Origin of the sequence: Flavobacterium qiangtangense, from assembly GCF_042658345.1 — a bacterium.
GTDB classification, from domain to species: Bacteria; Bacteroidota; Bacteroidia; order Flavobacteriales; family Flavobacteriaceae; genus Flavobacterium; species Flavobacterium qiangtangense.
Genome location: NZ_JBHSQB010000004.1, coordinates 40,565 through 54,272, shown reverse-complemented (window position 1 = coordinate 54,272; position 13,708 = coordinate 40,565). Strand labels below are relative to the sequence as shown.

9 protein-coding genes are annotated in these 13,708 nt (G+C 35.4%); 4 read left to right on the top strand and 5 right to left on the bottom strand.

The features are described from left to right. Window positions 1-10 precede the first annotated feature (10 nt). The 3 genes from ACFPVY_RS03305 to ACFPVY_RS03295 all read left to right on the top strand — a co-directional run bounded on the left by ACFPVY_RS03305 (window position 11) and on the right by ACFPVY_RS03295 (window position 1,567). A complete protein-coding gene (locus ACFPVY_RS03305; protein ID WP_379790317.1) occupies window positions 11-682 on the top strand; it encodes a hypothetical protein in 672 nt (223 codons plus the stop codon). Between the two features lie 72 nt (window positions 683-754). Next, window positions 755-1,270, top strand: coding sequence for a hypothetical protein (locus tag ACFPVY_RS03300; protein WP_379790316.1), 516 nt, complete (start codon window positions 755-757; stop codon window positions 1,268-1,270). A 105-nt stretch (window positions 1,271-1,375) separates the two neighbouring features. After that, window positions 1,376-1,567: a hypothetical protein gene (locus ACFPVY_RS03295; protein WP_379790315.1), complete on the top strand. Its 192-nt coding sequence runs from the start codon at window positions 1,376-1,378 to the stop codon at window positions 1,565-1,567. Between the two features lie 139 nt (window positions 1,568-1,706). Here the strand turns inward: ACFPVY_RS03295 and ACFPVY_RS03290 are convergent, their stop codons facing one another. The 5 genes from ACFPVY_RS03290 to ACFPVY_RS03270 form a co-directional block, all read right to left on the bottom strand. Then, a complete protein-coding gene (locus tag ACFPVY_RS03290) occupies window positions 1,707-3,446 on the bottom strand; it encodes a cellulase family glycosylhydrolase (RefSeq protein WP_379790314.1) in 1,740 nt (579 codons plus the stop codon). Between the two features lies 1 nt (window position 3,447). Beyond that, a complete protein-coding gene (locus tag ACFPVY_RS03285; protein ID WP_379790313.1) occupies window positions 3,448-4,896 on the bottom strand; it encodes a glycoside hydrolase family 30 protein in 1,449 nt (482 codons plus the stop codon). A gap of 130 nt (window positions 4,897-5,026) precedes the next feature. Then, window positions 5,027-5,887: a hypothetical protein gene (locus ACFPVY_RS03280; RefSeq protein WP_379790312.1), complete on the bottom strand. Its 861-nt coding sequence runs from the start codon at window positions 5,885-5,887 to the stop codon at window positions 5,027-5,029. A gap of 18 nt (window positions 5,888-5,905) precedes the next feature. Continuing rightward, window positions 5,906-7,423 carry a RagB/SusD family nutrient uptake outer membrane protein gene (locus ACFPVY_RS03275; RefSeq protein WP_379790311.1) on the bottom strand — a complete coding sequence of 506 codons (1,518 nt, stop codon included), beginning with the start codon at window positions 7,421-7,423 and terminating at the stop codon, window positions 5,906-5,908. Window positions 7,424-7,441: 18 nt separating this feature from the next. Then, window positions 7,442-10,537, bottom strand: coding sequence for a SusC/RagA family TonB-linked outer membrane protein (locus ACFPVY_RS03270; protein WP_379790310.1), 3,096 nt, complete (start codon window positions 10,535-10,537; stop codon window positions 7,442-7,444). A gap of 278 nt (window positions 10,538-10,815) precedes the next feature. On the opposite strand from ACFPVY_RS03270, the gene ACFPVY_RS03265 reads away from it, so the two are divergent. Beyond that, window positions 10,816-13,686 carry a helix-turn-helix and ligand-binding sensor domain-containing protein gene (locus ACFPVY_RS03265; RefSeq protein ID WP_379790309.1) on the top strand — a complete coding sequence of 957 codons (2,871 nt, stop codon included), beginning with the start codon at window positions 10,816-10,818 and terminating at the stop codon, window positions 13,684-13,686. The last annotated feature ends 22 nt before the right edge of the window (window positions 13,687-13,708 follow it).

The following is a 13,708-nucleotide window of genomic DNA, read 5'->3' as shown; positions in this document are numbered from 1 at the left end:
ATAATCTCGTATGAATAAATTCTTTAAAGTTGGTTGTCTTCTAATTTTATTTTTGGCTTTATTGGGAATTGCAGGCGTTTTCTTGGCAAATCGGCATGATGGCCCCACGCAATCAATTGCATTTCTGAATACTTCTGACGTGACGCGCTCCGTTACTTTTGAAAAAATAGAAAAAACTGGAAAACTAGCTGCCACTTACACAATCAACCGCGATATTAAGCCAAATCAAGAAATTATTGAAAAAGTGCCTGCCGGAAATTACAAAATAAGCATTTGGAATCAAGATAAAAGCCTGTTTAAGTCAACCGATTTTAAAGTAATTCTTGACGATCCAAAAGTTTCGAGCTATCAATTGTACCGCCTTGATATTGCAACAGATAAAATATATGTAATTGTCAACCTTAATGCGCTTTATGAAGGAAATTCCCTTGCTAATCATATGGCCAGTGCTGCTGGCACCAAACAGGAAAGGCTGAAAATTGAAATGCTATTCGATGGAGGTCGTCCATTTCAGGTTCCTGAAACTTATACGTCGCGAACTTTTATCGATATTAACGATGATCTGCCGAGTGAAATTAAATTTGGAGAAATGGTATATGGTCTATTCGAGTTTTCAAAAACCATTTCTAAAGATAAAGTTGAAGCTGCAATTTATGCGAAACTGCTCAAAAAAGTAAAATAAAAAGTCAGAAAGAAATATTATATTTCTATTTGAAAATTAATTTAATAAGACCTAACCCCTAAAAGTTATAATATGAATTCAGAGAAAATTATTTATAAATTAGATAATAATGGTGACAAGGAAACGTCGCTAAAAACTACAGCCAACGATGTCTTGGCGAAATTAAAAAATCAATTTGGACACGAATACGATGTAACTGCGAACGAATTTGGCATTTTCGACAAAGATTGGTCGCACGAAATCAAAGTTAGAAAAGGCAATAAAATTGGAGCCGAAGTTGGATTTAAATGGGAACAATCGCAACCCGAAGTTTTAACATTGGAAGTCGATGAATCTTCAAAAATGGGGTCTCAGATAACTTATGGCATACTATTAATATTTGTTGCAGTCGGGGCTTATCTGGCTTACAACGATATGGCGCCACTTGAATTTCTCCCTGGAAAAAAGATAGCTGGTGGTTTGGGAGGACTTATTGCAATAATTCCAGGAATGATCGTAGTATCAATTGCAAAATCACTCTTCCTGAAAAATGAAAAAGCACAAAATGTGCAACTTTTAAATGACGTTAGACAAGCGGTCAGCAAATAAATTGCATGAAGCAAAATAGCGGGTGTAATTCATTATCACTTACTCCCGCTATTTTTATTGTAAATTAGCTCCAAACTTAAATTTTCACATTTTTTTTTCCAACTTATGAAAAACAAAATTGGCTTTAACCTTTTCTTTGCATTAATTTCTTTTCCCGTCGGAATGGCGCTATTTAGAGAAATTGACTTCAAAACTTATTCATTTGCAAATCCGGCATTAGGAGTAATTTATCTTATTACATTCATCGGAACAATTTATCTGACTTTTAAGCATCGGAACAATTTATCTGACTTTTAAGAAAAAGCAAACAAAATCTAACTAGCAACTATTCTTCTGAAGAATACCCTAAAAATAAAAACTCCGTTATTTCTAACGGAGCCTTTTCACAAAGAATAAAAAATATAAAAACTAACTTTAACTTTAAGATTCTTGTTTTTTATTTTGCTTTTTTGAACTCGAAATAATTTAGATTGAAACCGCCTTTTTCGAATTTCATTCTTAGTTTGTTGGTTCCTTTTTTCAAAACAATATTTTTTGCTGTTATTGTTTTCCAAATGTCTTTTCCTCCAGTTTTTGGAAGTTCGATTGTGCCCAAAACATTTCCTGTTTCATCTTCAATCGTCATTTTTCCTGTTTCACCAGCATTTGAATAACGAATATCAACATTAAAATTTGTAGAATTTGTATTTACTGTATATTGCAACCACTCGCCTGTTTCGATAAACCCTATAGAAAATCCTATGCTTTGTTTATCACTGCATTTTTCAATATCAACGCCGTCATTTCGCATCTTGTCGCCTTTGTTCCATGCGTCAAATTTTCCGGTAACGGTTTTGTAATTAACAACGTCATTGTCTTTATAGGCAAATCCGTTTGTACCCAAATCATAGTGAACGGCGTGAATTATTCCCGGAAGAATGTTATTTTTATACGGTTTTGTTTCATCGGTTTGTACTTGCCTGAACATTGCGTCAATCACGTCTGGCTTTACCGTAACATTCTCTATTTTATAATTTTCAGCCAATTGCATCAACGCTTTTTTTGCGAAAGCAGGAGTTGGTTTTTCGCCTCCATTTTTCCAATATTCCAAAAGTTTCTGATATTCTGAATTCATGGTTACAGAAGTCACTCCTGCAATATTTTCCACTTTTTTCATCGGCCAAAAAGCCCATCCGATATTATTTTTTTCTAAAAGTGAAATCGATTCTTTGAACCAAACGTTAGAGTTTTCGCCACCTTCGCCCATCCAAATTGGAACGTTGTGTTCTTCTCGCAAATTCACAATATCTTGAATGGAAGCCTGGTCGTTATAATTCCAATATTTGTGAAAACTAAGTGCCATATTTTTGTCCCAAAGCGGGAAAATTCCGTTATAATTATTTCCCCAACAATTTCCTTCAATAATTACCAAATGGTTTTTATCTACGGTTCTGATCGCCTTTGTAATTTCTAATTGCAATGCTCTTAACGGTGCATTTAATTTTTCATCACAGCCGTTTTTATTGGTTCCGGAGAAATTCCAATTCGGTTCGTTGATGATATCATAACCGCCAATCCACTTTTTGTCTTTGTATCTTTTGGCTAATTTTACCCAAAAAGCAACCATCTTTTTCTTGTTCGCTTCACTTTCCCAAAGCGATGGTTTTGTGGTGTCATAATCAGAAATATTGGCGTCCATTCCTTGGCCTCCGGGCGCGGCATGAAGATCTAAAATAAGGTACATTTCGTTTGCCTCGCACCATTTTAAAAGATCATCTGTCATTTTAAAACCTTCGTCTAGCCAAGTATTTTCTCCAGAAACTGACTCTTTTTCGATGGGAAGCGTGTACAAATTATAATGCATCGGAAGCCTTACCGAATTAAATCCCCAAGCTTTCAACGAATCAATATCTCTTTTTGTGATTCCGTTTTTTAAATAGGCTTTGTAAAATTCTTCGGTATCTTTTTTGCCAATTAATTCCTCGATTTTGTTCTTTATCGTAAATTGAGTTCCAGCAAAACCGTCAGTTTTCAACATGTAACCTTCTTGAACCATCCAGCCACCAACGCCCAAACCTCTTAGAATTATATTATTTCCTGAACCGTCAACAATTTTTTGTCCGTCTTGATGTAAAAAATCTTGACCAAACATTGAAATTGAACAGATTGCAAAAAGTGATGTTATTACTTTTTTCATATTAATAAACTAGCGTTTGAATGGCATGCGCCGGAATATTTACTTCGGCTTTTGACTCGTCAATGATCAAATTATATCTGATTGCGTCATCGCTTTGGTTCATCACAACTGTCACCATTTTTCCGTCTTTATTATAAAACGATGTGCTTGCCAATTGGCTTCGGCTCACGGCTGTACTCACACGTTTAGCTTCAGGACGGATAAATTTAGAAAAGTGTCCGATGTAATAAAATGACGGTGTGTAAATTAAATTTCCGGTTGTTGTATCAGCGTGCAACGGTGCAAAACAGAAATTTCCAACGTGATTCGGACCTCCATTTTGGTCTAAAAGAATATTCCAATCCGTCCAAGCTACGGTTCCGTTATTGAAATCGTTTATCATGTTAAGGCCATATCTTTCGCCATTTGCCCAAAATTGATATTTTTTGGCATCAAAAACTTCGACGCAACCTTCAGTAAACATTAGATTTTTATCAGGATACGCTTCATAAACTTGTCTCACATTATCAAACATTGGTTTGCCACCGTTCCAAGTTTCATACCAATGGAAACCCATTCCCCAAACATATTTTGACGCTTCTTTATCAGAATAAATTACATTTGCTCGTTGCGCCATCAAATCGCGATTGTGATCCCAAACAACTATTTTTTTATCTAAAAGTCCGTTTTTTTCCATAGTTGGACCAAGAAAGTTTTTTACAAAATCTCTTTCATCTTCCGCGGTAAAAATGCAAGATTCCCATTTTTGAACAGCCATTGGTTCGTTTTGAACTGTGATTCCCCAAATTGGCATACCTTCTTTTTCATAAGCATTGATGAATTTTGTGTAGTAATTTGCCCAAGATTGGTAATATTCTGGCAATAATTTTCCGCCCTTTAGCATATTTTTAGTGTCTTTCATAAACGCTGGCGGACTCCACGGACTTGCATACAACGGAATTTTTCCCGCAGTTTTTAAAGCTTCCTTTATCAACGGAATTCTAAATTTCTTATCGTGATCAATGTTGAATGATTTTAAATCTTTGTCGTTTTCTTTGATATAAGTATAACTTCCGCTACTAAAATCAGAGCTGTGAATGGTCGTTCTGATCAAAGAATAGCCGATACCTTTGTCTTTATCATAATAAGCGTTGACAAATTCTTTCTGTTTTTCTTTAGAAAGTTTAGCAAAAACTTCGGCACTTGCATCGGTGATCGCGCCACCAATTCCCATGAAAGTTTGAAAGGTATTATTTGGATTTACAAAAACCGAAGCTTCTGTTTCAAGAGGTTGTTTTGAAGATTTGAATTCTAAATTATCTGTCTGCTTTAATCTCAAATCAGTATTTTCGGCGGTAGTGAAGACTGTAATTTTTTTGCCTTGCGCTTTGAAATTTTCTGTTTTCGATTGTTGTGCAAAAGATGTCAATGCGAACATCAACACCAAAGTTGTAATTGTGTATTTTTTCATTATATATTAAATTATGCATGTCCGAAGACATAGTTTTGGCTTTAAAATCATTGTAATTGAGAATAGAAAATAGCCTATAATTTCAACAAAAACAGGCTACTTTTACTAACTCAACTTTAACAAATTATATTTATTCTGCAATTCCTCGAAGTTCTACGGCTGAAACCTTGATTCCTGTTGTTCCCAAGTTTGCGCCACCAGATTTTATTACGATATAAATAATTCCGGTAGTTGGAAATGAAATTATTGCGCCTGAACCAGTGCAACCTATTTCAGAAAGTTTTCCGTTAAAAGCAGTATTTCCGCAACCGTTCCAAGTACTTAATCCAATTCTTGTTCCGCCAGCGCTGTAATCTTGATTTTGAACGGGCGCCACATCCGAAGCTAAAACTTCAAACCAAGTGTCAGTTGCGCCAGAACCTTGAACAACCATATCCAATTTATACTGGCGATTTGCCTGCACTTCCACGGCTTGATAAATCGCTTGTTGCGCATTTGAGCTTCCTGTAACGGTCGCGCTTCCTTGAGCAAACGCCCAGTTTGTCGCCGTTCCGCTAATGTTTAAAACTTGCCAAGCACCTTGCCCATCAGGAAATTTTCCGTCGATAAGAATATTTCCGGCCACCGGATCAGATGTTTCTACAATGATTTCTTGCGTAGAATTATTGGCAACACCGCCTCTTCCAATTGCGGAATGCGTGACTGTATAAGTTCCTGCGTCTGGAAGAAAAATGTTTTTTACAACGCCAATTTGGCCTTGATTTGGAACTCCGTCAATGATCCATTTTGATTGGATAATATTTGTTGTTTTTCCTTGTAAATTAAATTTATTTGGAGATGTTGGATCTTGAGAAACCGTGAAAGTTGCATCTACATTTGAGTCAGAAAGACCGTTTCCGAGATCAGTTTCATCTGGCGTACAAGCTGTAAATCCTGCAAAAACAGAAGCTACAAAAAATAAAGAACACCATTTTTTTATAGTTGATTTCATGAATTATTGCTTTAAAAATTAATAATTTGGATTTTGTACAATGATTGTATTGCTCAGTTCTAACAGTGGAATCGGAAGTATTTCATGCTTTCCAGCCACAAATCCTCTTGAACTTAAAACAGTGGCTGCTCGACCAGTTCTTACCAAATCATACCAGCGATGACCTTCTCCTGCCAATTCTAATCGTCTTTCTCTAAAAATATTTTCTTCGTTTGCAGGAATCGAAGGCATATTTGCTCGTGTTCTTACTGCGTCAAGCAATGCTTGTGCACGTGCTATGTCGCCGCCACCTCTTACAATTGCTTCGGCTTCCATCAAATAAGTATCTGCCAATCTGATTTCGTATGTATTTTGATTCCAATTTAATTCAAATGCGCCCGCGCCAACATTTCTGTTTCTTTCTCTTCCTGCAAATTTTTTCAGAAAATAACCAGTGTCCATATATCCTGGCTCGTAATCAGCATTTCCGTCAAGAACCAATTGCTTTAAGTTTAAAATAGTTGCGTCTTTTCGAGTGTCTGAATCTGTGAAAGTATTGAATAAATCTTCTGTCATCGGATTAAACCCATATCCTGGTACAAAATCTTCAGCAGCAATTGTATCAAGTCTTTCATAATTCCTTGGACCCACCATTTGATTTAAAATGTTTCCTTCTGAACCAGCAACATTTCCCCAATCAGACCATTTTCCACCTTTGGTATGAACGATTTCAATGATTGATTCCGAATTAAATTTATTATCAACGTTCCACAAATCTGCGTAATTATCGAGAAGTTTATTGCCAAATTGAGTTGTAGTTCCCGGAGTTCCGTTTACAATCGCCAATTGTTCTGCCGCTTCTGTAAACTTGTTTTGCCACAAATACACTTTTCCTAAAAGCGCTCTGGCTCCTGCTTGAGTCATTCGTCCGCCTTCTGTATTTGTTGAAACTGTTGCAGGAAGCACTGGAATTGCTGCCAAAAGATCAGCTTCAATTTGCTCAAAAACCAATTCTGGCGCCACTTGCGGAATTGTGTAATAATCTGCGGCCGCAACCGGTGCTGTAATCAACGGAATATTTTTGAACATTCGAACCAAATCAAAATAAAAATAAGCTCTTAAAGTTCTAGTTTCGGCTGTAAAACGATCAATTTTGTCTTGGCTCATTGGCACATTTGGCAATTTTGTCAGCAAAATATTTGCTCTAAAAACCCCTGAGTAAGCTTTTGCCCAAAATTCTCCTTGCGGTCCCTGATTTGGATTCAGCGTATAATTTGACCAAACTTGAAGTTCATTGGTATCTGTTGAAGAACCGCCGCCGGCATAAAAATCATCTGAAGCGGCGTTTAATCCTGCCATTCTTCCCACAAAAGTTTCCCATCCAACGACATCATAAACCGCGGTTAATCCTGCAAACGCTTCAATTTCATTAGAATAATATTCGTCTTCAAGGAAAATTCCGTTTCCGTCAACATCTAAAAATTCTTCACTGCAAGATGCCATTACGGCAATTCCTGCGAATAAAACCATTGTTCTTTTAATTGCTTTCAATTTCATAATAAATATCTTTAACTATTAAAATTCTAAATTAACGCCAAACATAAAGCTCCTGGCTTGTGGATATTGGCCTCTGTCAATGCTTAAAGCGCCTCCTCCAATTTCTGGATCGTATCCTGTATATTTTGTAAACGTGAAAAGATTTTCACCTGTAACATACAATCTTACGTTTTGAATCTTCGCTTTTGTAGTAATTTCTTTTGGAATTGTATATCCAAGTTGTACCATTTTAATTCTAAAATAATCGCCGTCTTGCAAGTAGAAATCAGAGAATTTTGAGAAATTTCCGTTTGGATCATTTTCCACAATTCTTGGATAAGAGTTTGAAGTTCCTTCACCCGTCCAACGGTTTAAAGCGGCAGTTTGGTAATTTGCATTTGCAAGATCCAATCTTCTCAATCCTTGGAAAATTTGGTTTCCGGCAACACCCTGACCTAAAATAGACAGGCTGAAGTTTTTGTAATCAATGTTTACAGTAAGACCATACGTCCAGTCTGGCGTTGGGTTTCCGATATAACTTCTGTCATTTGCGTCAATTTTTCCATCTCCATTCAAATCTTTAAAACGGAAATCTCCGGGAGCTGCATTTGGCTGAATTAATGTGCCAGACTCACCAACATAAGCGTCAACTTCTGCTTGGTTTTGAAAAATTCCGGCAGTTGAATATCCATAAAATTCATTGAATGCGTGGCCCGGCTGAATTCTTAAAATAGAGCCTAAAGTTTGGAAACCATCGCTGTCTTGAAAGCTAACCAATCCTAATTCTTTCACTTCATTTTTCAAATAAGTTGCGTTTCCACTAACTGAAAAATTTACCTGCCCGATTTTTTTGCTGTAGCCTAATTCAACTTCAAAACCGCTATTGTTCATCTTTCCGATGTTTACATAAGGATCGCTGATTGTTCCCAGATAATCTGGAATTCTTTGCTGGCGCAATAAATTGTCTGTAACTTTTTTATACCAATCAAATGTGATTGTAAAATCGTTAAATAACCTTGCTTCAAACCCAATGTTGGTCTGACTTGTTTCCTCCCATTGAAGATCTGGATTTGAAGGTTGATTCGGACTGTAACCCACAACGCTCGTTGCAGAATTTCCGTAAGTATAATTTCTTCCCGGGCCAACACTTGAAACAAATGCAAAATCAGGGATGGCATCACTACCAACCGTTCCGTATCCACCTCTAATTTTTAAGGTATTTAGCGTTTTGCTTTCTTTCCAAAACGATTCGTTAGTCACAACCCAACCTGCAGACATTGAAGGGAAAATTCCGTACTTATTGTTTCCACCAAATCTTGAAGATCCGTCGCGTCTGATAATTCCTGTAAACAAATATTTTTCGTTGAAATCATAATTTACACGTCCAAAAAGTGACGTAATTCTGTGTTGCACGCCTCTGTATGCGGAAGAATTGATGTCAGCCTGCGGATGTGAGCCTGGGAAAGCGGCGTCATCAAAATTGTAATAAGGAATATTGAAATACGTCACACTGCTTCCTTGGGCTATATTATCGACATAACTTCCTTGTCCCGCCAAAACATTAAAATTGTGTTTTTCAATGCTTTTTGTATAAGAAAGCGTGTTTTCAATATTCCAACCAAATCCTCTATTGTTTGAAGTACTAATGTTATTTTGTATCGTTTTTGTTGATGAATTCAAATAATACACCGGCGTAAAACTATCACTTCCCCAATATGCTAATTTTCCTCCAAGAGTTGTGCGGAACTTCAATCCAGAAATCGGTTGAACTTCTAAAAAAGCATTTCCAACGAAATTATCAGACCATCCATAATTTCCTTGTCTTGTCTTGATATAAGCTAATGGATTGGTAATTTCATTTTGTACATCTTGCGAAATTCCATACGGATTTCCGTTTTGATCCCTGATTATTCCTGGCTGGGTGTATAAAGGAGAACCGGCCACAGCAGGATCTGTAATTACCAACGGCGTGATTGGATCAAGGTTTAAAGCAGAACTCAACGGTCCGCCATACTCACTATTTGTGTTTCCTATACCTTGGTTTTTTTCGTTTGAGTATCCAACAGTTTGCCCAAAAGTGAACCAATCTGAAATTTTGTGGTTAGAGTTAATCCTGATGTTTTTTCTCTTATATTTTGAAATTTCTGTAGCAACAATACCTTCTTGTTCCAATAACCCGAAAGATACATAGTAAGTAGATTTTGAACTACCGCCACTCAAACTGATTTCGTGACCTTGGCGTTGCGCTTGATTGTTAAAAATCGCGTCTTGCCAATCGGTTCCTTTTCCAAGCGATGCTGGATCATTGAACAAAATATTGCCACCTGCAGCGACAGAAGATTCGTTTCTTAACGTTGCATATTGCTCCGCATTTAAAAGATCTAATTTTCTCGCCGGAGCTGAAAAACCAGAAAAACCATTGTAATTTACTTTTAAAGAACCTTCTTGTCCTTTTTTTGTAGTTACTAAAATTACACCGGCTGCAGCTCTTGTTCCATAAATAGCCTGCGAAGCTGCATCTTTTAAAACCTCAATCGATTGAATGTCAGATTGATTTAAAAAACCAATACCGCCAGCGTCAACAATAACGCCATCAATTACCCAAAGTGGATCGTTGTTCCCAAACGAAGTGGTTCCACGAACTCTGATTGTTGAACTAGAACCCGGCTGACCAGAGTTTCCTGTAACCATAACTCCTGATGTTCTTCCCTGAAGCGCTTGCTCAATTCTTGTAATTGGAAGGTTTTCAATATCCTTTGCTTTTACGCTTGAAATTGCTCCTGTTACAACACTCTTTTTTTGAGTTCCATAACCAACGACCACAACTTCTTCAAGATTTCTTGTATCAACTTTCATTGAAACATTAATCTGTGTTCGACTATTTATCGTTTGTTCGGTAGTTGTGTATCCAACATAATTGTAAACCAAAACGGAGTTTGGCGATGCGCTAATAGTATAATTTCCATCTAAATCAGATGTCGCACCACTGGAAGTACCTTTCACCAAAACCGAAACTCCCGGAAGTGGCAGTCCCGATTCGTCGACAATAGTTCCTCTAATACTTATTTCTTGTGCATTTGTAGCAATTGAAAGTAGTAATGAAAAACAAAAAAAGAGTAGTTTTTTTAATTTCATATTTCTGAATTTTTTGCTTGTTAAATTATTAATTCAGCACAATATTAAACTTTAAATTTTAGTATTGTCAAAATATATTCCTTACAAAAACACATCAAAAATATTTTTTAAACTTTACAAAAACACATCAAATAAATCATATATAATTAAATATCAATATTTTAATTTCAAATTAAAATTGTTACGAAAACGTTAACTTAAAAAAACATACCTTACATTTACATCTCGAAACAAATTTCCCAATAGAAACCAATGACGTGTTCTAAAATCGATACATTTTGATAACAAAATATTATAAACCAATTGCAACGACAGTGCTACTTCTGTGCTTTTTATTTGCAAATTCACAGATAAAAAATATCGGTCTGCCAGAAATTAAGAATTTCAAAAAATCTGATTATGACGGCGGCACACAAAACTGGGGCATTGAGCAAGATAAAGATGGAAATATCTATTTTGCTAATAATGTAGGACTTCTGCAATTTGACGGTTCTTCTTGGAACAAATTTGTTTTGCCAAATAATTCATCAGTCCGTGCTTTAAAAATTGGTAATAATGGGGAAATATTTGTGGGTGGTTATAACGAATTTGGTTATTTTAAACCAAATGAAAAAGGCAAATTTGTTTACACTTCCATTTCAAAACTTATTAATGAAAACAACCGGAAACTAATAGATTTCACTTGGAAAATACACATTTTAAAAGACGAGATTATCTTCCAATCATTCGGAAATATTTATATCTACAAAGACAAAAAGCTTAAAATTGTCGAAGCTCCCAACCGATTTCAGTTTTCCTTTCTAGTCAATGGCAAGCTTTATATTCAAGATATTTCTTCGGGATTGTTGACGTATTCTGACGGGAAGCTTTCCGCTTTAAAAGATTCACAAATTTTCAATAATACCGAAATTTGGGGAATTGTTGAAATGCCGAATAAAAAAATTTTGATAACAACATTAGATAAAGGAGTATTTATTATTGAAAATAATTCGATAAATTCTTGGGAATCTGAAGCTAATCTATTTATTAAAAAAAACAGTTCTCTCGGAATGACGATTATTAAAACGGATTTTATAGTGATCAATTCCGTTTTAGATGGTATGATAATTTGCAACGAAAAAGGACAAATTATTCAGCATATCAACAGAAAAAAAGGACTTCAAAACAATACAATTTTGGCATCTTATGTCGATAGCGACAACAATTTATGGTTAGGTCTCGATAACGGAATTGCCTTTGTAAATGAAAATTCTCCGTTTACCTATTTTGGCTTTAGCTATGATTTGAGCACTGTTTATTCTTCGGTGGTCTTTGGCGGAAATCTCTATGTTGCTACAAATCAAGGAGTTTTTTACCATAGTTGGGATATTCCTTTTAAGGAAGATTCTTTCACATTGGTACAAGGAACGACGGGCCAAGCTTGGAATCTTCAAATAATTGACGATATATTGATTTGTTCCCACAATCGTGGCGCCTTTCAAATTTCTGGAAATAAAGTTGTAAAAACCTTGGATACAAAAGGATATTGGGGATTTAAAAAAATTCCGGATAACCCAAATTACTTGATTGGATCAAATTACAATGGCTTTGCAATCTTTGAAAAATCGGGTTCAGAGTGGAATTATAAAAACCAAATTGAAGGCTTCACAAAATCTGCGAGCACTTTTGAAGTTGAGCCAAAAAGCGTCTGGCTTAAAAAAGACCAATTTGTTTATCAAATGCGGTTTAGCACTGACTTTAAGAAGTTTAATTATGTGAAAACATATGAAAATTTAGATAAATCTTTAAACGGAATTAGAAGCATTCAAAAATTACAAAATACGCTGTACTTTCAAACCAAAAATCGCTTTTTTAAATATTCAAACGAGAATGATTCTTTTACTGAAGATACAAATATGAGCTCTCGCTTTAAGAATCTTCCTATAATTAATTACTGTTTTGAAGATAATTCTGGAAACATTTGCTATTCTTTTGGCGAATCCATCGGAATTTTATTGAAAACGGACAGCGGAGAATATAAAAATATTGGCTCTCCGTTTTCAAATCTTACCGGAAATTTGGTCCAAAATTATGAATCCGTAAATTCAATAAACGACCGAAATATGTTTATTGGCCTTACGGAAGGTTTGGCACATTATGATCCAAAGCTTCAAACAATTGCTTCAAAGCCAAAGGTTTTTGTCAGAAGTTTTTCCTTTCCTGGCGATACAATAAATGTTGGAAATCTTACGGAGAAAAAGGAAATTTCGGTTCCTTACAAATCAAATAGCGTGACTTTCAAATTTTCATCTCCTTCTTATGAGAATTTAGAAAATGTTCAGTTTTCCTATAAATTAGAAGGTTTTGATGAAAATTGGAGCAATTGGACAACCATTTCCATTAAAGAATACACGAATTTACGAGAAGGAAATTATGAAATGAAAGTGAAAGTTAGAAACAGTTTTGGGATTGAATCTGATCCTGCAGTTTTCAAATTCAGTATTTCTCCCCCATTTTATCGACATTTTTTAGCATACTTTTTTTATTTGTGCCTGATTGGACTCGCCATTTTTTTAATTCGCCAAAGAATTAAAATGAAAATCCGTAAAAATAAATATTATGAAACCATAGAACACCGACGACTTTATCTGGAAAGAGAAGCGAAAATTAAGCAAGAGCAATTTGAACTTGAAAAAGAAATTGAACGTTTAAATAATGAAAAGCTGAAGATTAAGATTTTGGCCAAAGACAAGGAATTGGTCAATAATTCTCTTCAAGTCGTGAAAAAAAATAAGATCTTAAACGGAATTATTCACAAGCTAAAAGATATTGATAGCGACGTTTTAGACGATTCCACAAAAACGCAATTCTCTAAACTCAATAAAAGCATCGTTAAAGAAGTAAACGCCGATAAAAGCTGGAAAGATCTTGAAAAACACATTAAAAATGTACATTTTGATTTCTTGAAAAGACTAAAGGAAAAACATCCAACGATATCGCCACGAGAACTCGATTTATCGACTTATTTGCTGATGAATATGTCAACTAAAGAAATTGCCGAAATCATGAATATTTCAAACGGTGGCGTTGAACTTGCGCGTTATCGGCTACGCAAAAAATTGGGCCTAAATAAGAAAGAAAATCTTATCGGTTTTTTAATGAGTATTTGATAAAATGCTTTCCAACGCCTAT

What these genes read in the sequence shown, in the direction of transcription:
- ACFPVY_RS03275 (WP_379790311.1), bottom strand. Translation starts at nt 7,423, where the DNA reads ATGAAATTGAAAGCAATTAAAAGAACAATGGTTTTATTCGCAGGAATT.
- ACFPVY_RS03300 (WP_379790316.1), top strand. Translation starts at nt 755, where the DNA reads ATGAATTCAGAGAAAATTATTTATAAATTAGATAATAATGGTGACAAG.
- ACFPVY_RS03290 (WP_379790314.1), bottom strand. Translation starts at nt 3,446, where the DNA reads ATGAAAAAAGTAATAACATCACTTTTTGCAATCTGTTCAATTTCAATG.
- ACFPVY_RS03285 (WP_379790313.1), bottom strand. Translation starts at nt 4,896, where the DNA reads ATGAAAAAATACACAATTACAACTTTGGTGTTGATGTTCGCATTGACA.
- ACFPVY_RS03295 (WP_379790315.1), top strand. Translation starts at nt 1,376, where the DNA reads ATGAAAAACAAAATTGGCTTTAACCTTTTCTTTGCATTAATTTCTTTT.
- ACFPVY_RS03270 (WP_379790310.1), bottom strand. Translation starts at nt 10,537, where the DNA reads ATGAAATTAAAAAAACTACTCTTTTTTTGTTTTTCATTACTACTTTCA.
- ACFPVY_RS03280 (WP_379790312.1), bottom strand. Translation starts at nt 5,887, where the DNA reads ATGAAATCAACTATAAAAAAATGGTGTTCTTTATTTTTTGTAGCTTCT.
- ACFPVY_RS03305 (WP_379790317.1), top strand. Translation starts at nt 11, where the DNA reads ATGAATAAATTCTTTAAAGTTGGTTGTCTTCTAATTTTATTTTTGGCT.